Origin of the sequence: Streptomyces sp. MS191 (assembly GCF_008042125.1) — a bacterium.
In the GTDB taxonomy this organism is placed as follows: domain Bacteria; phylum Actinomycetota; class Actinomycetes; order Streptomycetales; family Streptomycetaceae; genus Streptomyces.
In genome coordinates, this window is the sequence record NZ_RDBI01000040.1 from 2,654,906 (window position 1) to 2,673,763 (window position 18,858).

Consider the following 18,858-nt stretch of genomic DNA (forward strand, 5'->3'; position numbering starts at 1 on the left):
GTCCTCGCCGGTGTCGAAGACGGAGACGATGTTGGTGTGCGACAGCTTCGCGACGGCCTGCGCCTCGCGGCGGAAGCGTTCGCGGAACGACTGTTCCCGGCCCAGCTCGGTGTGCAGCGTCTTGATGGCCACCTGGCGGTCGAGGGCGCTGTCGTACGCGAGGTACACGGACGCCATGCCGCCTTCGCCGAGCAGGTCGCGAAGCTGGTACCGGCCGTTCGCGACCGAACCGCCCGCATAGCGGCCCTGTGCGCCGTCCTGGCTCATTCGTGCTTCCCCCATACGCGCGCGAGGCGGCGCTGATCCGGATTTTCTCGGCCAAGTCTGCCCGAGGGCAGTGACACGTCAAGCCGGGTGCCCGTTCCGTGACCCTCCGCACAACAAGCGTCTCGGAAGCGTTACACGAACTGCGCTCAATGTGCACAGGCGTATCCGGAAGGGAGGGGGTGGCCGGTGGATCCCGGACCGTGATGTCGGGCGGAGCCTGTAGCGTGACCGCAAGGAAAGACGTATCGGTGTGCCGGTACGGCGAGACACCGAAGACAGATGCAGTCGGTCGCCGGGCTCAACCACCACGCCATCGTGGCGGTGTACGACTCCGGCGAGGACGTCGTGGCCGGCCAGTCGGTGCCGTACATCGTGATGGAGCTGGTCGAGGGCCGCACCATCCGCGACCTGCTGATCAGCGCCGAGGCGCCGGGTCCGGAGCAGGCCCTGATCATCGTGTCGGGCGTGCTCGAGGCGCTCGCCTACTCGCACCAGCACGGCATCGTGCACCGTGACATCAAGCCGGCCAACGTCATCATCACGCACACCGGCGCCGTGAAGGTCATGGACTTCGGCATCGCTCGCGCCCTGCACGGCGCGCAGTCGACGATGACCCAGACCGGCATGGTCYTSGGCACGCCSCAGTACCTCTCGCCCGAGCAGGCGCTCGGCAAGGCCGTCGACCACCGTTCCGACCTGTACGCGACGGGCTGCCTGCTCTACGAACTGCTCGCGCTGCGGCCCCCGTTCACCGGCGAGACGCCGCTGTCGGTGGTCTACCAGCACGTCCAGGACGCCCCCGTCCCGCCGTCGGACGTCGCCCAGGCCGCGCCGCCGGAGCTGGACGGGCTGGTCATGCGCTCGCTCGCCAAGGAGCCGGACGACCGGTTCCAGAGCGCCGAGGAGATGCGCGGCCTGATCCAGTACGGCCTGCAGATGCTGCAGCAGCAGGGCGGTCACACCGGGACGTGGAACACGGGCCCGGTGGAGATGCACGAGGGCGGGCACACGCCGCCCGGCGGGCTCGCCGCGACGGCCGCGCTCGGCCACCCGATGCACCACGAGACGGCGCAGCGTCCCCTCCTCCCGCCGCGGAACCCGGAGGACGGCGGGGTCGGCGGGTACGACGGCGGCTACGGGCAGGACGGCGGCTACGGCTCCCAGGGCGGCCGGAGGGGCGGGCGCGGGAAGGTAGTGCTCTTCGTGGCGCTCGCGATGGTCGCGATCGTGGCCGGCGTCGTCTACGCGCTGGACAAGGCCGCGGACCGGAGCGGCGGCACGACGGACAAGCCGACCGTCACCAACCAGCCGTCCAGCCCGACGGATTCGCCGACGCCGTCGGAGGAGCCCTCGGAGGAGTCGCAGGAGCCGGACACCTCCACCGGCGGCAACGACTACCCCTGGACGCCCACGAACAGGCCCACGAACCGGCCGACGACCCCGAGCACGCCGACGGGCGAGCCGTCGACCGACCCGGCGGACGGTGGGACCACCGACGGCGGTACCACCGACGGCGGCACCAACACGGGGACGACCGAGGGCACGACGGACGGCGGCACCAGCACGGGGACGACGACCGGGACCTCGAACGGCACGTCCACCGGCACCACCACGGGCACGTCGACCGGCACGTCCACCGGCACCACCACCGGTACGACGACGGGCGCCAACGGCGAGCCCACGGGGGGCACCACCCCCTGACGGCCCGGCCGTCCCCGCCGACCGGGACCAGGCGCGTCAGCCCGTGAACGCGTCGCGCACCGCGTCGTATTCGCGGGTCCACCACACCACCAGGGCCGACGCCGCAGGGAACTGCGGGTCGGCCCTCCGGTCGTCCAGCTGGTAGCGCCAGCGCAGTATCCAGAAGTCGTTGAGCCGTTCCCACCACACCCGGTGCACCGCGGCCGCCAGTTCGTCCGCGTCCACGCCCGCGGCGCGCCGGTAGTCCCGCGCGTACGCCCGCACCTTCGTCAACGCCAGTTCGCCCGCGGGCCGTACGAAGAAGATGGCGGCGGCCCGCACCGCCTCCTCGGCCCGCGGCTGGACGCCGAGCCGGTCCCAGTCGACGATCGCGGCCGGCTCCGCACCCCGGTAGAGCAGGTTCAGCGGGTGGAAGTCGCCGTGCACCCAGCCCGCGGCCGAGGCCGGCGGCGGGCGCCGGTGGGCGTGCTCGGCCAGCAGGCGGCGGCGCTGGAGCAGTCGGTGCACGGCCAGTTCGTCGAAGCCGTCCCGGGGGCGGCGGGCGCGGGCGAGGCGCAGCAGTTCGTCGATGACCCGGAGCGTCTCCTCGGGGCGGGCGCTCTCGTGTTCCTCGCCCGGCGGCGGTGGTTCCATCACCTGTTCGAGGCAGGTGTGGACCCGGCCGAGGAGCAGTCCGAGCCGCCGTGAGCCGCCTGCGGACAGCTGGGCACCGTCGCGGTGGCGGCCGTCGACCCAGGGGTGCAGGGCGTAGCACCGGCCCCCGATCACCGCGACGGTACGGCCGGCGGAGTCGGCGAGGGGTGGGGCGACGGGCAGGCCCAGCGCGTGCAGGCGCTGGGTGGCGCGGTGCTGGCGGCTGATGGTGTCCCGGTCCGCGGTCGGGGCGTCGAGGTGCTGCTTGAGGAAGTAGGCGCCGCGGGTGGTGGCGAGGCGGTAGCCGCGGTTGAGCAGGCCCTGGGTGACGGGTTCGCAGGACAGGGGCTCGCCGGCCTCCCGGTAGCGGCGCAGGAGGGCACCGAGCGGCGGGACGAGCGTTTCAGATGAGCGCGGCACTCGCCAGATGTTAGATCACGCTGCGTGGTGGAGGTGTCGCCCAGCGGCGCGATCGTCCGCGCGTGCGCCGGCGCCCCCGGTGGCCTGTGCGCCGTCGGGTGCTTCGATGCGCTCGCCGGCGTGCTCCCCGAGACTCCCCGCGGCGTAGTCGAGCGCGTGGACGGTCACGAACCGGGGCTCGATGCGCATGTAGACCGGGTCGAAGGGCTCGCCGTCCACGGTCCGGGGGGCGGGCCCGAAGGCGGCCAGCTGCTCCTCGGTCGGCTCGACGACCTCGGCGGTACCCGTGAACTGCACGGACCAGAGATTCTCGGAGCCGGAGTTGAGGTTGTCGGCGCCGTAGGCGACGACGCTGCCGGCGCACGCCCGGTGGTAGCCGAGTCCCCGGTGCAGCCGCAGCAGCACGCGGCCCTCGTCCACGATGTGCCGGGCCGGTGCGACGAACGGCATCGCCCGCATGCTCGTCGCCACCCGGCCGTACGACACCCCGGTCAGCAGCTCGATGGCTCGGATCTCCTCGGTGGACATGGTCTCCACTCTCCGTCACGGCCATGCCGCCCGACAGGGGCGCCTGCCCCCGGCCGGAGGGGACGTAAGTCCCGAATCCGGGCCGTCCGGGCCCGCTCCGCCCGTCGGTCCGTGCTGTTCCGCCCGGTCCTCAGCGCCGCTCGGCCTGGAGGCGCGCCACGTAGGCCGCGGCCTGCGAGCGGCGTTCCATGCCCAGCTTCGACAGCAGGCTGGAGACGTAGTTCTTGATGGTCTTCTCCGCGAGGTGGAGCCGCTCGCCGATGACCCGGTTGGTCAGGCCCTCGCCGATCAGGTCCAGGATCCTGCGCTCCTGGTCCGTCAGGCTCGCGAGCTTGTCGTCCCCCTTCGGGTTGTTGCCGTCGCGCAGCCGCTCCAGGACCCGGGCGGTCGCCACGGGGTCGAGCAGCGACTTGCCGGCGGCGACGTCCCGGACCGCCGACAGCAGCTCGTTCCCTCGAATGGCCTTGAGCACGTAACCCGAGGCCCCGGCCATGATCGCGTCGAAGAGCGCCTCGTCGTCGGCGTACGAGGTGAGCATCAGGCACTTGATGTCCTCGTTCTGCGAACGCACCTCGCGGCAGACCTCGACACCGCTGCCGTCGGGCAGCCGGACGTCGAGGACGGCGACGTCGGGACGCGTCGCAGGGATCCTGACCAGCGCGTCTGCCGCTGTGCCGGCCTCTCCGACCACTTCGATGTCGTCCTCCACGGTGAGCAGCTCGTGGACGCCGCGCCGGACGACTTCGTGGTCGTCGAGCAGAAATACCCGGATTTTTCCATCTTCGCGCACGGGGCCAGTCTCACATATTGGCTCTTCCCGTGCCCGGGGGTGCCGGGATACCGTGCCCGTGTTCCGGCGGCCTCCTGGCCGTTGCACAGCGCTGACCAGCTACGTTTCCCCTTTTCTCGATTTACTTGGAAATCCAAGCAAAATCGCAGGTCAAATGGGGTTTCGCAGGAATGCGGCGCACTGGGTAACGTGCCTATGACAGGGCGCTCGCCGGGGCACCTGTCACGCCCGACCCCGGCCGAGCCGCACCCACCCCGTGCGCGGGCCGGAAGGGCGAGCCTCCCCTTACCTGCGGTAGGGGGAACCCCAGGCCTTGCCCGGCGAACCCGGGGGCCGGACCGACGGAGGAGCACGCACGTGACCGTGGAGAGCACTGCCGCGCGCAAGACGACGCGACGCAGCAGCGGCACCAAGCGCACCGCCAGCGCGAGCGCGACCGCGAAGAAGGCACAGGGTCCCGAGAACCCGGAGCCCGAGCTCGTTCAGCTGCTGACGCCCGAAGGGGAGCGCGTTCAGCACCCCGAGTACGACATCGACCTGAGCGCCGACGAGCTGCGCGGTCTCTACCGCGACATGGTCCTGACCCGTCGCTTCGACTCCGAGGCGACCTCCCTGCAGCGCCAGGGCGAGCTGGGTCTGTGGGCCTCGCTGCTCGGCCAGGAAGCCGCCCAGATCGGCTCCGGCCGCGCCCTGCGGGACGACGACTACGTCTTCCCGACCTACCGGGAGCACGGCGTCGCCTGGTGCCGCGGGGTGGACCCGACCAACCTGCTCGGCATGTTCCGGGGTGTGAACCACGGCGGCTGGGACCCCAGCACCAACAACTTCCACCTGTACACGATCGTCCTCGGCTCGCAGACCCTGCACGCCACCGGCTACGCCATGGGCGTCGCCAAGGACGGTGCGGACTCCGCCGTGCTCGCCTACTTCGGCGACGGCGCCTCCAGCCAGGGCGACGTCAACGAGTCGTTCGTGTTCTCCGCGGTCTACAACGCCCCGGTCGTGTTCTTCTGCCAGAACAACCAGTGGGCCATCTCCGAGCCGATCGAGAAGCAGACCCGCGTCCCGCTCTACCAGCGCGCCCGCGGCTTCGGCTTCCCCGGCGTCCGCGTCGACGGCAACGACGTCCTCGCGTGCCTGGCCGTGACCCGGTCGGCGCTCGAGCGCGCCCGCCGCGGCGAGGGTCCGACGCTCATCGAGGCGTTCACCTACCGCATGGCCGCCCACACCACCTCCGACGACCCGACCCGCTACCGCCGCGACACGGAGCGCGAGGCGTGGGAGGCGAAGGACCCGATCATGCGCCTCAAGGCGTACATGGAGAACGAGGGCCACGCCGACGCGGCCTTCTTCGAGGAGCTCGAGGCGGAGAGCGAGGCTCTCGGCAAGCACGTCCGCGAGGTCGTCCGCGCCATGCCCGTTCCGGAGCACATGGCGATCTTCGACCACACGTACGCGGACGGGCACGCGCTCGTCGACGAGGAGCGCGCGCAGTTCGCCGCCTACCAGGCGTCCTTCGCGGGCGGAGAGGCCGAGTAATCATGGCTGTTCAGAAGCTTCCCCTCGCCAAGGCGCTCAACGAGTCGCTGCGCAAGGCCCTGGAGACCGACCCCAAGGTCCTCATCATGGGACTCGACGTCGGCAAGCTCGGCGGTGTCTTCCGGATCACCGACGGCCTGCAGAAGGACTTCGGCGAGGACCGGGTCATCGACACCCCGCTCGCCGAGTCCGGCATCGTCGGCACCGCGATCGGCCTCGCGCTGCGCGGCTACCGGCCGGTCGTGGAGATCCAGTTCGACGGTTTCGTCTTCCCGGCCTACGACCAGATCGTCACCCAGCTGGCGAAGATGCGGGCCCGTTCGCTCGGCACGGTGAAGATGCCGGTCGTCATCCGCATCCCGTACGGCGGCGGCATCGGCGCGGTCGAGCACCACTCCGAGTCCCCCGAGTCGCTCTTCGCGCACGTCGCGGGCCTCAAGGTCGTCACCCCGGCGAACTCCTCCGACGCCTACTGGATGCTCCAGCAGGCGATCCAGAGCGACGACCCGGTCATCTTCTTCGAGCCCAAGCGCCGCTACTGGGACAAGGGCGAGGTCGACACCGAGGCCATCCCCGGTGAGCTGCACAAGGCCCGCGTCGCCCGTGAGGGCACGGACCTCACGCTCGTCGCCTACGGCCCGATGGTGAAGACCTGTCTGGAGGCCGCCGCGGCCGCCGCCGAGGAGGGCAAGTCGGTCGAGGTCGTCGACCTGCGGTCCGTCTCCCCGCTGGACTTCGACACCATCCAGGCCTCGGTCGAGAAGACCCGCCGCCTGGTCGTGGTCCACGAGGCCCCGGTGTTCTTCGGCTCCGGCGCGGAGATTGCCGCACGCATCACCGAGCGCTGCTTCTACCACCTGGAAGCCCCCGTCCTGCGGGTCGGCGGCTACCACGCGCCGTATCCGCCGGCGCGCCTGGAGGAGGAGTACCTGCCGGGCCTGGACCGCGTGCTCGACGCCGTCGACCGCTCGCTGGCGTACTGAGGAGAACCACGTGACCATCCGCGAATTCAAGATGCCCGACGTGGGCGAGGGCCTCACCGAGGCCGAGATCCTCAAGTGGTACGTCCAGCCCGGTGACACGGTCGCCGACGGGCAGGTCGTCTGCGAGGTCGAGACGGCCAAGGCCGCCGTCGAACTTCCCAGTCCCTTCGACGGCGTGGTGCACGAGCTGCGCTTCCCCGAGGGCGCGACGGTGGACGTCGGCGAGGTGATCATCTCGGTGAACGTCGGCGGGGACGCGCCCGCGGAGGCCCCGGCCGCCCCGGTCGCCGAAGCCCCGGAGCCCGTCGTGGCACCCGTGGCGCCCGCCGCCGAGGAAGCCGAGCCGCAGGGCCGCCAGCCGGTCCTGGTGGGCTACGGCGTCGCCGCGACCTCGACCAAGCGCCGGCCGCGCAAGGGCGCCACGGTGCCCGGTCAGGCCGCCGCAGCCGCGATCCAGGGCGAGCTCAACGGGCACGGCAGCGCGACCGCCACCCGCCCGCTGGCCAAGCCGCCGGTGCGCAAGCTCGCCAAGGACCTCGGGGTCGACCTGGCGACGGTCGTCCCGACCGGCCCGGACGGGATCATCACCCGCGAGGACGTCCACGCGGCCGCCGCCCCGGCGCCGTCCGCCCTGACGGAGGCCCCGGCGCCCGTCGCGGCTCCGGCACCCGCGGCCGTTCCCGCACCCGCTGCCGCTCCGGCCGCCGTGGTGTCGACGGACGCGCGGGAGACCCGCGTCCCGATCAAGGGTGTGCGCAAGGCGACCGCGGCGGCGATGGTCGGCTCGGCCTTCACCGCGCCGCACGTCACCGAGTTCGTGACCTTCGACATCACGCGCACCATGAAGCTGGTCGAGGAGCTCAAGTCCGACAAGGACATGGCGGGCCTCCGGGTCAACCCGCTCCTGCTCATCGCCAAGGCCGTCCTGGTCGCCGCCAAGCGCAACCCGGACATCAACGCGTCCTGGGACGAGGCGAACCAGGAGATCGTGCTCAAGCACTACGTCAACCTGGGCATCGCCGCGGCCACCCCGCGGGGCCTGATCGTGCCGAACATCAAGGACGCGCACGCCCAGACCCTGCCGGAGCTGTCGCGGTCCCTGAGCGAGCTGGTCTCGACCGCCCGTGAGGGCAAGACGACTCCGGCGGCGATGCAGGGCGGCACCTTCACCATCACCAACGTCGGCGTCTTCGGCGTCGACACCGGTACGCCCATCCTGAACCCGGGCGAGTCCGCGATCCTCGCGGTCGGGGCCATCAAGCTCCAGCCGTGGGTCCACAAGGGCAAGGTGAAGCCGCGCCAGGTCACGACGCTGGCCCTGTCGTTCGACCACCGCCTGGTGGACGGCGAGCTCGGCTCCAAGTTCCTGGCGGACATCGCCGCGATCCTGGAGCAGCCGAAGCGCCTCATCACCTGGGCCTGACACGCCCTTCGGGTGGAACGCCCGTTTCACGTGAAACGCCCGGCCGGGACATCCCCGGCCGGGCGTCGTCACGCTCCGGCGCGTCCGTATCGCGGACGCGCCTGTTTGATGCACCCCTCTTGTATCTATGCTGTGTTCATGGCATCCGCACCCCCAGCCGCCGACCGCGTCTACATGCACGTCAAGCAGGCTGTGCTCGACCGCCGTTACGAGGGCGGCACCCTCCTCACGGAGGGGGAGCTCGCCGAGGCCGTGGGGGTCTCCCGCACGCCGGTGCGCGAGGCCCTGCTCAAGCTGGAGATGGAAGGGCTGCTCAAGCTCTACCCGAAGAAGGGCGCCCTGGTGCTCGCCGTCTCCGCCCAGGAGATCGCCGACGTCGTCGAGACCCGGCTGCTGGTCGAGGAGTTCGCCGTACGCCGGGTCGTACCCGCCTCCCCCGCACTGATCGCGCGGCTCGAGGAACTCCTGGAGGAGCAGAAGCGCCGGGCCGAGGCCGGCGACCTCGCCGAGGTCGCCGTCACCGACCGCTGCTTCCACGCCGAGATCGTCCAGCACGCCGGCAACCAGATCCTCGCCAGGCTCTACGACCAGCTGCGCGACCGGCAGCTGCGGATGGGCGTCGCGGTGATGCAGTCGCAGCCCGACCGGATCGCCAAGAACATCACCGAGCACGCCGAGATCCTGGAGCGGATCAAGGAGGGCGACGTCGAGGGCGCCGCCGCCTGCGTCCGGCAGCACCTCAGCTGGGTCAAGATCCTGGTCCGGGGTGAGGCACGGTGAGCGGACGCGGATTCGGGTCCGCCGTCACCCTGCCCGGCGACCCGCCCGGCGGCCGTCGCGCCGCCCTGGTCTGGGGCGTCGGTGTCGCCGTCTACTTCGTCGCCGTCATCTTCCGCACGTCGCTGGGCGTCGCCGGCCTCGACGCCGCCGACCGCTTCGACGTCAACGCCTCCGCCCTCTCCACCTTCTCCATCCTGCAGCTGCTGGTCTACGCGGGCATGCAGATACCCGTCGGGCTGATGGTCGACCGGCTCGGCACGAAGAAGGTGCTGACCCTCGGCGTCGTGCTCTTCACCGTCGGCCAGCTCGGCTTCGCCCTCTCCCCCTCGTACGGCATGGCCCTGGCCTCCCGGGCCCTCCTCGGCTGCGGCGACGCGATGACCTTCATCAGCGTGCTGCGTCTGGGCGCCCGCTGGTTCCCGGCCCGCCGCGGTCCCCTCATCGGCCAGGTCGCCGCCCTCTTCGGCATGGCCGGCAACCTCGTCTCGACCCTCTTCATCGCCCGGGCGCTCAACGGCTGGGGCTGGACCGCTACCTTCGTCGGCAGCTCGGTCGCCGGCCTCGCCGTCCTCGTACTGCTGCTCCTCTTCCTCAGGGACCACCCCGAGGGATACGAACCGGCACCCGCCACGCACGCCGGCGCCGCCTTCGTCCGGCGCCAGATCGCCCAGTCCTGGCGCGAACCCGGCACCAGGCTCGGCATGTGGGTGCACTTCACCACCCAGTTCCCGGCGATGGTCTTCCTGCTGCTGTGGGGCATGCCCTTCCTGGTCGAGGACCAGGGACTGACCCGGGGCGTCGCCGGTGAACTGCTCACGCTCGTGGTCCTGTCCAACATGGCCGTGGGGCTCGCGTACGGCCAGATCATCGCCCGGCACCACGCCGCGAGGGCCCCGCTGGCCCTCGGCACCGTCGCGGGAACCGCCCTGCTGTGGGCCGCCACCCTGCTGCACCCGGGGGACCGGGCCCCGATGTGGCTCCTGGTCACCCTCTGCGTCGTGCTCGGCGCCTGCGGCCCCGCCTCGATGATCGGCTTCGACTTCGCCCGCCCGGCCAACCCGCCGGAGCGTCAGGGCACCGCCTCGGGAATCGTCAACATGGGCGGTTTCGTCGCCTCGATGACGACGCTGCTCGCGGTCGGCGTCCTCCTCGACGCGACCGGCGACAACTACCGGATCGCCTTCTCCTCCGTCTTCGTCCTGGAGGCCCTGGGCGTCGTGCAGATCCTGCGCCTCAAGGCCCGCACCGCGCAGCGCGAGCGGGAACGGCTCGTGGCGAGCCGGGTGGAGGCCGTGCACGTACCGGTGTGACCACCCGGCCGGGGGCGGCACCGGGAGAGCGGCCCTCGCCCGGCCGCCGGCCGGAAGCGGCCCCCCGGGCGCGGGCCGGCGCGACGCCCGCGCTAGCGGGGCGTCACCGTGAAGTTGTCCAGGATCGCCTGCGCCAGGTCCAGGTCGCCCTCCGCCTTGACCCGGTCGGCGACCTCGGCCGCCCGCACCCGCCCGCAGGCCAGCCGGACGTACGTCTCCCAGTCCGTGGCCAGCGTCGCCACCGGACCCAGCGACGGCGAGCCGTCGACCGAGCCTCGGCCCTCCGCGTCCACCCGCACCGTCCGCAGGAACTCGACCGGGCCGTGCACGTCGACCACGATCGCCGAGTTGACCGGCGCGCCCGCGTCCTTGGCCACCACCTTCGGCAGCGCCTCCAGCAGCACGTCCCGCGCGATCAGAGCGGCGGGGGAGTCCAGGTTGCCCGGCCGGCCCAGCGTCGTCCGCAGGTCCTGCTCGTGGACCCACACGTCGAAGGCGCGCATGCGGTAGGCGACTTCGAGGGTCTGCTCCGCGCCGAGCGGCGCCCGGATCAGGTGCTCCGGACCACGGTTCTCGTTGCGCAGCTGACGCGCCCTGCGGATCAGGATGTACTCCAGCTCCGCGGTCATCTCCGGACCGGTGTGGTGCCGGCGCACGTCGACCTGCATCTCCATGTAGCGGGCGAACTCACTGCGCACGTGGTAGAGATCGCGGGGCAGGGAGTGGATGGGGCGAGGGTCGCCGAGCATCTCGCACTCCATGCCGATCACATGGGAGACGATGTCCCGAACCGACCACCCCGGGCACGGCGTCGGACGGTTCCACTCGCCCTCCACGAGCGGCTGGACCAGTTCGGATATCGCTTCGATGGAGTGGGTCCAGGCGTCGGCATAGGTCTGGAGGCTGGGATGGACGGTCACGGGACCCCTCGGCGGTTCTGCGGTGCGCGGGCTGAAAACAAGACTGCTTGGGAGGCTCGGACGCTAAGTTACGCTGCCCGAAGGCACCCCGGCAGTGCTTTCGTGTGACGATCGTAGGCCCGTGTTGACGGCTCGAATGCCAGGACGGTGGTAGTGTGCGCGCCTCGCTGATCCAGATTGCAGTAGACCCGGACGAATCGATCGAATCCCGCCGGGCGCGGGTGGCCGGTCTGGTACGGGCGGAGCGCGGCGGCGCCGACCTCGTCGTGCTCCCCGAGCTGTGGCCCATGGGGGCGTTCGCCTACGAGGACTTCGCCGCGGAGTCCGAACCGCTGCACGGCCCCACCCACGAGGGCATGGCGGCGGCGGCACGTGACGCGGAGGTCTGGCTGCACGCCGGCTCGTTCGTCGAGGCGGCCGGGGGCGCGCTGTACAACACCTCGCTCGTCTTCTCCCCCGCCGGCGAACTCGTCGCGAGCTACCGGAAGATCCACCGCTTCGGCTTCGACAAGGGCGAGGCGGTGATGATGGCGGCCGGCGAGGAACTGGTGACCGCCGCGCTGCCGGGGCTGACCCTGGGCGTCGCCACTTGCTACGACCTGCGCTTCCCGGAACTCTTCCGGGGCCTGGTGGACGCCGGTGCGCAGGCGTTCGTCGTCCCCGCGGGATGGCCCGCCCGGCGCCGCGCGCACTGGACGCTGCTCGCGCGGGCGCGGGCCGTCGAGAACCAGGCGTACGTACTGGCCTGCGACACGGCCGGCACGCACGCGGGCGTGGAACAGGCGGGGCACTCGATCGTGGTGGACCCCTGGGGCGAGGTCCTCGCCGAGGCGGGCCCGGACGAGGAGATCCTGCGGGTGGTCCTCGACCCGGCGAAGGTAGAGACGACGCGGGAGCAGTTCCCGGCCCTGAAGGACCGGGTCCTGGGCCTGGCACGCCCATAGGCCACGCCCGTAGGCCGGGGGCGCCCGGACCCGCCCGGGCGCCGCGGCCCCGGCGGTCAGTCCTCCCGCTCCCGCTCGGACATCCGGATCACGCACACCGCCACGGCGATCAGCAGCGCCGCGTCGGCGTCCTCGCGGACGACGTTCACGGCGTACGTGTCCCGCAGGCGGAACCACTGCCGGGAGACGTGCGCGAGCAGTTCGCCGTCGTACTCGACGGTGAACTCCCGGTCCAGGATCCGCCCGCTCACATCCAGTTCGGTGCCGTCCACGAGGCCGACCCGGTAGTGGTTGCGCAGCAGCGACAGCCGCTTCCTGCGGATCGTCGCGAGCGGCCGCTCGTCGCGCTCGATCGTCATGGTGTCGCGCAGGCTGAACAGCTTCTGCCGCAGCGTGACGAGGATCTGCCCGAGCGGGTCCTTCAGCTCCAGGGTGTCCCGCAGCCGCAGGGCCTTGCCGTCGACGAGGAAGGCGTGGCGGCCGTCCTCGTCCTCGATCCAGTAGTCGTCGCCGAGGGCGAGGATCTTGTCCCGTACGAGGTATTTCATACGGCGACAGCTTCCCCGGCGGCCGCCGCGCCACGCGGGCGCGAAGGAGTGGTCACGGCGGGGGCCCGGCGCTTCGGAGCGGCTCCGGCACGGTCCGCCCGGACGCCCTGCCCCGGTCTCCCGGGTCGTGCCGTACGCGCGTGATCCGGTGTTCATCCTCGGATGGCAAGCTTGAAGGATGAACGATGCTGCCTCGGCGCCCACCCCTGCGCCCGCACCCCGCAAGCGTGCCCGTGTCCGTGCCCCCGAGCTGATCGGCAAGGGCGGATGGATCAACACCGGCGGGAAGGACCTGAAGCTCGCCGACTTCCGAGGTCGCACATTGATCTTGGATTTTTGGACCTTCTGCTGCATCAACTGCCTCCACGTCCTCGACGAGCTCCGTGAGCTGGAGGAGAAGCACCGCGACACCCTGGTGATCGTCGGGGTCCACTCGCCGAAGTTCGTCCACGAGGCCGAGCACCAGGCCGTCGTCGACGCCGTGGAGCGCTACGAGGTGCACCACCCCGTGCTCGACGACCCGGAGCTCGCGACCTGGAAGCAGTACGCCGTGCGGGCCTGGCCGACGCTCGTCGTGATCGACCCCGAGGGGTACATCGTCGCCCAGCACGCCGGTGAGGGGCACGCCAACGCCCTCGCGACCCTCGTCGAGGAGCTGGAGGCCGAGCACGAGGCGAAGGGCACCCTGCGGCGCGGGGACGGGCCGTACGTGCCGCCGGAGCCCGTCGCGACCGACCTGCGCTTCCCCGGGAAGGCCGTCCTGCTGCCCTCCGGGAACATCCTGGTCTCCGACACCACCCGTCACCAGCTCGTCGAGCTGGCGCCGGACGGTGAGAGCGTGGTGCGCCGGATCGGCGACGGCGAGTTCCGCGAGCCCCAGGGCCTCGCGCTGCTTCCCGACGGGAAGGTCGTCGTGGCCGACACCGTGAACCACGCGCTGCGCACCTTCGACCCGGCGACCGGCGCGATCGAGCGGATCGCGGGCACCGGCAAGCAGTGGTGGCAGGGCTCCCCCACGTCGGGCCCGGCGCTCGACGTCGCGCTCTCGTCGCCGTGGGACGTCGCCTGGTGGCAGGGCAAGGTGTGGATCGCGATGGCGGGCGTCCACCAGCTGTGGACGTACGACCCCGAAGCCGGGACGGTGCAGGTCGCGGCCGGCACCACGAACGAGGGCCTGGTCGACGGGCCGGCGGCCGAGGCCTGGTTCGCCCAGCCGTCGGGGCTCGCCGCCGCCGGGGACCGGCTGTGGATCGCGGACTCCGAGACCAGCTCCGTGCGCTGGATCGACACCGAAGGCGTCGTCCACACCGCCGTCGGCACCGGCCTCTTCGACTTCGGCCACCGTGACGGCGAGGCCGGCCAGGCGCTGCTCCAGCACCCGCTGGGCGTGACCGCGCTGCCGGACGGCTCGGTGGCGATCGCGGACACGTACAACCACGCGCTGCGCCGCTTCGACCCCGCCGCCGGCGAGGTGACCACGCTCGCCACGGACCTGCGTGAGCCGAGCGACGCGGTGCTGGTCGGGGACGACATCGTCGTGGTCGAGTCCGCCCGGCACCGGCTGACCCGGCTGCGGCTGCCCGAGGAGGCCGTCCAGGTCGAGTCGGTGGCCCACCGGACGCAGCGCGAGGCGACCGAGGTGGCGCCGGGCCGGCTGCGGCTCGACGTCGTCTTCCAGGCGCCGACGGGGCAGAAGCTGGACGAGCGCTACGGTCCCTCGACCCGGCTGCTGGTCTCCTCGACGCCGCCGGAGCTGCTGCTGGGCGGCGAGGGCACGGGCACGGACCTGTTCCGGGAGCTCGACCTGAACCCGGAGCTCGCCGAGGGCGTGCTGCACGTCTCGGCGATGGCGGCGTCCTGCGACGACGATCCGGCCAACGAGTACCCGGCCTGCCACGTCCACCAGCAGGACTGGGGTGTGCCGGTGCGGCTGGCGGAGGGCGGCGTGGCGCGCCTCCCGCTGATCCTCGCGGGGATGGACGCCCAGGCGTAGGTCCCGCTCCTCGGGATGTCCCGCCGTCCCCGGTGGGCGTACGAAGCCGGTGGCGCGGCCGTTCTCAGCGGACGGTTCCCTGGTTCCTGGACGGGCGGCCCGCCGCTCCGTCCAGGCAGCCGGCCACCCAGGCGGCCGGGTCGTGGGCGGCGCGGTCGCCGCCCATGCCCAGGCGTTGCATCTCGGCGCACTCGCCGGTCAGCAGGGACCGGGTGCGCTCGCCGGTCACGTCGTAGCCCCGGATGCGGGCCGCCTGGACGTAGCCGCCCTCGTAGGCGATGTCCGTGGCCCAGGGCGGCCGCCCGTCGTAGCGGGCGATGCCGTACCAGGCCACCGCCGTGCCGATCAGGGCGGCGGTGGCCAGGACGGCGATGAACTTCCCTCGGGGCGGGCCCTCGTGACGCTGCATGAGTTCACGGTGACGACGGGGGCCTTTCGCCGATGTTTCGCCGGTCGCTCAGTAGTCGCGGCGCCCTTCGTCCACCACGGTGGGGGCGGACGGCGGGACGACGACCCGCCGGCGCCGGGCGATGCTCGCGAACGTCGCCGTGCCGATGAGACCGACCGCCATCATGATCAGTCCCACCAGGTCGAGGTTGACGCCGTCGAGCTGCCAGTCCGTGGCGAACGTGAGGATCGCGCCGACGGCGATGAGGATGATGCAGCCTCCCAGACCCATGAATCCCGCCTCCTAGTGGGGTAGTCGGGATCGGGTACCCGGGTCCGGGCGGGCTATCCCTCCGCCCGCGTGATCGCTCCGCCCGGATCGTCGCGCTCCGGGTGCCTCATCCCTCCAGGAAGGCGACGAGGGCGTTGGCCAGGAGGTACGGGTCGTCCGCGCCGCACAGTTCGCGGGCGCTGTGCATCGAGAGGCAGGCGACGCCGATGTCGACGGTGCTGATGCCGTGGCGGGCGGCCGTGATCGGGCCGATCGTCGTGCCGCAGGGCATGTCGTTGTTGGACACGAAGGACTGCCACGGCACGCCGGCCTTCTCGCAGGCCGCGGCGAAGACGGCCCGGCCGCTGCCGTCGGTGGCGTAGCGCTGGTTGACGTTGACCTTGAGGATCGGGCCGCCGTTGGGGCGCGGGTGGTGCGTCGGGTCGTGGCGCTCGGCGTAGTTGGGGTGGACGGCGTGGCCGACGTCGGAGGAGAGGCAGATCGAGCCGGCGAAGGCGCGGGCGCGGTCCTCGTAGGCGCCGCCGCGGGCGTAGACCGAGCGTTCGAGGACGTTGCCGAGGAGCGGGCCCTGGGCGCCGGTGTCGGCCTCGGAGCCGTTCTCCTCGTGGTCGAAGGCGGCGAGGACCGGGATGTAGGGGAGGTCGGGCCGCGCGGCGACGGCGGCGAGCGCGGCGACGCCCGCGTGCACGGAGATGAGGTTGTCCATCCGGGGGCCGGCGAGGAGTTCGAGGTCGCGGCCGAGGTAGGCGGGGGCCTCGACGGCGTGCACCATCAGGTCCCAGCCGGTGACGTCCTCGGCGTCGACGCCGGCCTCGGCGGCGACGAAGGAGATGAGGTCGCCCTCGTGGACCTCGCCGAGGCCCCAGATCGGCTGCATGTGCCGCTGGCGTTCGAGCTTGAGGCCGTCGTTGGCCTGGCGGTCGAGGTGGATGGCGAGCTGGGGGACGCGGAGGACGGGCCGGTCGACGTTGACGAGGACGTGGCTGCCGTCGCGCAGGGTGAGCCGGCCGGCGAGGCCGAGGTCGCGGTCGAGCCAGGTGTTGAGCAGGGTTCCGCCGTAGATCTCGACGGCGACCTGGCGCCAGCCCTGGTTGCCCAGGTCGGGCTGCGGCTTGACGCGCAGGTTGGGGGAGTCGGTGTGAGCGCCGACGACGCGGTAGGGGGTGTGGGGGTCGGCGCCCTCCGGCACGTACCAGGCGATGATCGCGCCGCCGCGGATCACGTACTTCCCGCCGCTCGTCCCGTCCCAGGCGTCGGTCTCCTCGACCTTGCGGAAGCCGGCCTTCTCCAGGCGGTCGGCCGCGTTCGCCACGGCGTGGTACGGCGACGGGGAGGCCGCGAGGAAGGTCATGAGGTCATCGGTGTGGCCGCGGTCGAAGCGGGAGGGTGCGCTACTCATGCGTTCACCATACGCAGCACGCCGGAGGCGGTGCGGGGGCCCTGGAGAACGGTTCCTTCCCGGGCTCGGCGGGGAAGACGAAACGGCCCGCTCCCCTCCCCGGGAGCGAGCCGTTCGTGGCGGACGGAGGCGCGTACTAGAACGCGGCCTCGTCCAGGTCCATCAGCGAGCCGTCGATGGCCTCGGCGAGCGCGCGCTCGGCGCCGACGCCCGGCAGGACGTTGGCGGCGAAGAACTTCGCGGCGGCGATCTTGCCGGTGTAGAAGGCCTTGTCCTTGGCGGAGGCGCTCTCGAGCTTCTCCGCGGCGACGGCCGCGCCCTTCAGCAGCAGGTAGCCGACGACGACGTCACCGGAGGCCATGAGCAGGCGGGTGGTGTTGAGGCCGACCTTGTAGATGTTCTTGACGTCCTCGCCGGTGGCGGTGAGGTCGGTGAGCATCTTGCCGACGATGCCCTCCAGGTCCACGGCGGCCTTGGCGAGCGCGTCGCGGGCGCCGGCCAGCTCCTCGCCGCCGGTGCCGACCGCGAGGAACTTCTTGATCTCCTCGGCCAGCGCGTTCAGGGACGCGCCCTGGTCGCGGACGATCTTGCGGAAGAAGAAGTCCTGGCCCTGGATGGCCGTGGTGCCCTCGTAGAGGGTGTCGATCTTGGCGTCCCGGATGTACTGCTCGATCGGGTACTCCTGCAGGAAGCCGGAGCCGCCGAAGGTCTGGAGCGACTGCGCGAGCTGCTCGTAGCCCTTCTCGGAGCCGTAGCCCTTGACGATCGGGAGCAGCAGGTCGTTCAGGCCGTGCAGGGCCTTCGCGTCCTCGCCGTTCGCCTCCTTGAGCTGGATCTCGTCCTGCACGGTGGCCGTGTAGAGGACGAGGGAGCGCATGCCCTCGGCGTACGCCTTCTGCGTCATCAGCGAGCGGCGGACGTCGGGGTGGTGCGTGATGGTGACCTTGGGGGCGGCCTTGTCCATGAAGTTCGCCAGGTCGGTGCCCTGGACGCGCTCCTTGGCGTACTCGAGGGCGTTGAGGTAGCCCGTCGAGAGGGTGGAGATCGCCTTCGTGCCGACCATCATGCGGGCGAACTCGATGATGAGGAACATCTGGCGGATGCCGTCGTGCTTGTCGCCGATCAGCCAGCCCTTGGCGGGGTGCTGGTCGCCGAAGGTCATCTCGCACGTGTTGGAGGCCTTGAGGCCCATCTTGTGCTCGACGTTGGTGGCGTAGACGCCGTTGCGCTCGCCCAGCTCGCCGGTCTCCCAGTCGAAGTGGTACTTCGGCACGAGGAAGAGGGACAGGCCCTTGGTGCCGGGGCCGGCACCCTCGGGGCGGGCGAGGACGTAGTGGAGGATGTTCTCCTCCATGTCGTGCTCACCGGAGGTGATGAAGCGCTTCACGCCCTCGATGTGCCAGGAGCCGTCCTCCTGCTGGACCGCCTTGGTGCGGCCGGCGCCGACGTCCGAGCCGGCGTCCGGCTCGGTGAGGACCATCGTGGAGCCCCACTGGCGCTCGACGGCGATCTGCGCGACCTTCTTCTGCGCCTCGTTGCCCTCGTTGAAGAGGATGCCGGCGAAGGCGGGGCCGGAGGAGTACATCCAGACGGCCGGGTTCGCGCCGAGGATCAGCTCCGCGTACGCCCAGATGAGGGAGCGCGGGGAGGTCGTGCCGCCGATCTCCTCGGGGAGGCCGAGGCGCCAGTACTCGGAGTCCATGAAGGCCTTGTAGGACTTCTTGAAGCTCGCCGGGACCGGGGCGGTGTTGGTCTCGGGGTCGAAGACCGGCGGGTTGCGGTCGGCGTCGGCGAAGGACTCGGCCAGCTCGTTCTCCGAGAGGCGGGTGAGCTCTTCGAGCACGCTCTTGGCGGTCTCGACGTCCATCTCCTCGAACGGACCGGTGCCGTAGACCTTGTCGCGTCCGAGGACCTCGAAGAGGTTGAACTCGATGTCGCGGAGATTCGACTTGTAGTGCCCCATGGCGACGGCTCCGTAAGGATCGGGGAGGGAGATGTCCT

At 71.5% G+C, this 18,858-nt stretch carries 17 protein-coding genes and 1 pseudogene; 8 read left to right on the forward strand and 10 right to left on the reverse strand.

Annotated elements, in window-relative coordinates; genetic code table 11:
* The coding region (locus EAO71_RS38935; protein WP_261992187.1) for a protein kinase domain-containing protein at nt 1–267 on the reverse strand (267 nt) is incomplete at its 3' end.
* Nucleotides 268–528: 261 nt separating this feature from the next.
* On the opposite strand from EAO71_RS38935, the pseudogene EAO71_RS19290 reads away from it, so the two are divergent.
* A pseudogene (locus tag EAO71_RS19290) lies at nt 529–1,968 on the forward strand (protein kinase domain-containing protein); the annotation flags it as partial.
* Between the two features lie 36 nt (nt 1,969–2,004).
* On the opposite strand, the gene EAO71_RS19295 reads toward EAO71_RS19290, so the two are convergent.
* The 3 genes from EAO71_RS19295 to EAO71_RS19305 form a co-directional block, all read right to left on the reverse strand.
* Nucleotides 2,005–3,021: a phosphotransferase gene (locus EAO71_RS19295; RefSeq protein ID WP_147978840.1), complete on the reverse strand. Its 1,017-nt coding sequence runs from the start codon at nt 3,019–3,021 to the stop codon at nt 2,005–2,007.
* A gap of 15 nt (nt 3,022–3,036) precedes the next feature.
* Nucleotides 3,037–3,549 carry a pyridoxamine 5'-phosphate oxidase family protein gene (locus tag EAO71_RS19300; RefSeq protein WP_147978841.1) on the reverse strand — a complete coding sequence of 171 codons (513 nt, stop codon included), beginning with the start codon at nt 3,547–3,549 and terminating at the stop codon, nt 3,037–3,039.
* Nucleotides 3,550–3,679: 130 nt separating this feature from the next.
* Nucleotides 3,680–4,339 carry a response regulator gene (locus EAO71_RS19305; RefSeq protein ID WP_147978842.1) on the reverse strand — a complete coding sequence of 220 codons (660 nt, stop codon included), beginning with the start codon at nt 4,337–4,339 and terminating at the stop codon, nt 3,680–3,682.
* A 357-nt stretch (nt 4,340–4,696) separates the two neighbouring features.
* On the opposite strand from EAO71_RS19305, the gene pdhA reads away from it, so the two are divergent.
* From pdhA to EAO71_RS19330, 5 genes are all read left to right on the forward strand, one after another.
* Nucleotides 4,697–5,878, forward strand: coding sequence for a pyruvate dehydrogenase (acetyl-transferring) E1 component subunit alpha (gene pdhA / locus EAO71_RS19310; protein ID WP_147978843.1), 1,182 nt, complete (start codon nt 4,697–4,699; stop codon nt 5,876–5,878).
* Between the two features lie 2 nt (nt 5,879–5,880).
* Nucleotides 5,881–6,861, forward strand: coding sequence for an alpha-ketoacid dehydrogenase subunit beta (locus EAO71_RS19315; protein ID WP_147978844.1), 981 nt, complete (start codon nt 5,881–5,883; stop codon nt 6,859–6,861).
* Nucleotides 6,862–6,892: 31 nt separating this feature from the next.
* Nucleotides 6,893–8,284, forward strand: a complete 1,392-nt coding sequence (locus EAO71_RS19320) for a dihydrolipoamide acetyltransferase family protein (RefSeq protein WP_147979392.1) — start codon at nt 6,893–6,895, stop codon at nt 8,282–8,284.
* Nucleotides 8,285–8,422: 138 nt separating this feature from the next.
* On the forward strand, nt 8,423–9,064 hold the full coding sequence (locus EAO71_RS19325; RefSeq protein WP_147978845.1) for a GntR family transcriptional regulator: 642 nt from the start codon (nt 8,423–8,425) through the stop codon (nt 9,062–9,064).
* Nucleotides 9,061–10,374: an MFS transporter gene (locus tag EAO71_RS19330; RefSeq protein ID WP_147978846.1), complete on the forward strand. Its 1,314-nt coding sequence runs from the start codon at nt 9,061–9,063 to the stop codon at nt 10,372–10,374. The genes EAO71_RS19325 and EAO71_RS19330 overlap by 4 nt, the downstream gene beginning before the upstream one ends.
* 92 nt (nt 10,375–10,466) lie before the next feature.
* On the opposite strand, the gene EAO71_RS19335 is transcribed toward EAO71_RS19330, so the two are convergent.
* Nucleotides 10,467–11,294, reverse strand: coding sequence for a maleylpyruvate isomerase family mycothiol-dependent enzyme (locus tag EAO71_RS19335; RefSeq protein ID WP_147978847.1), 828 nt, complete (start codon nt 11,292–11,294; stop codon nt 10,467–10,469).
* A 155-nt stretch (nt 11,295–11,449) separates the two neighbouring features.
* Here EAO71_RS19335 and EAO71_RS19340 point away from each other — a divergent pair, with 155 nt between their 5' ends.
* Nucleotides 11,450–12,238 (forward strand): carbon-nitrogen family hydrolase, encoded by a 789-nt coding sequence (locus tag EAO71_RS19340; protein ID WP_147978848.1) that lies wholly within the window; start codon nt 11,450–11,452, stop codon nt 12,236–12,238.
* 56 nt (nt 12,239–12,294) lie between these two features.
* On the opposite strand, the gene EAO71_RS19345 is transcribed toward EAO71_RS19340, so the two are convergent.
* Complete coding sequence (locus EAO71_RS19345) at nt 12,295–12,786, reverse strand: LURP-one-related/scramblase family protein (RefSeq protein ID WP_147978849.1); 492 nt, start codon at nt 12,784–12,786, stop codon at nt 12,295–12,297.
* 178 nt (nt 12,787–12,964) lie between these two features.
* On the opposite strand from EAO71_RS19345, the gene EAO71_RS19350 reads away from it, so the two are divergent.
* Nucleotides 12,965–14,779: an NHL domain-containing thioredoxin family protein gene (locus EAO71_RS19350; protein WP_147978850.1), complete on the forward strand. Its 1,815-nt coding sequence runs from the start codon at nt 12,965–12,967 to the stop codon at nt 14,777–14,779.
* A 64-nt stretch (nt 14,780–14,843) separates the two neighbouring features.
* Here EAO71_RS19350 and EAO71_RS19355 read toward each other — a convergent pair whose 3' ends face one another.
* The 4 genes from EAO71_RS19355 to EAO71_RS19370 form a co-directional block, all read right to left on the reverse strand.
* Nucleotides 14,844–15,188: a hypothetical protein gene (locus tag EAO71_RS19355; protein WP_147978851.1), complete on the reverse strand. Its 345-nt coding sequence runs from the start codon at nt 15,186–15,188 to the stop codon at nt 14,844–14,846.
* Between the two features lie 48 nt (nt 15,189–15,236).
* On the reverse strand, nt 15,237–15,458 hold the full coding sequence (locus tag EAO71_RS19360) for a DUF6458 family protein (protein ID WP_147978852.1): 222 nt from the start codon (nt 15,456–15,458) through the stop codon (nt 15,237–15,239).
* Between the two features lie 106 nt (nt 15,459–15,564).
* Entirely contained in the window at nt 15,565–16,857 is a 1,293-nt protein-coding gene (locus EAO71_RS19365; RefSeq protein ID WP_147978853.1) for a M18 family aminopeptidase, read from the reverse strand.
* A gap of 136 nt (nt 16,858–16,993) precedes the next feature.
* Nucleotides 16,994–18,820 (reverse strand): acyl-CoA dehydrogenase, encoded by a 1,827-nt coding sequence (locus tag EAO71_RS19370; RefSeq protein WP_147978854.1) that lies wholly within the window; start codon nt 18,818–18,820, stop codon nt 16,994–16,996.
* Nucleotides 18,821–18,858 lie beyond the last annotated feature (38 nt).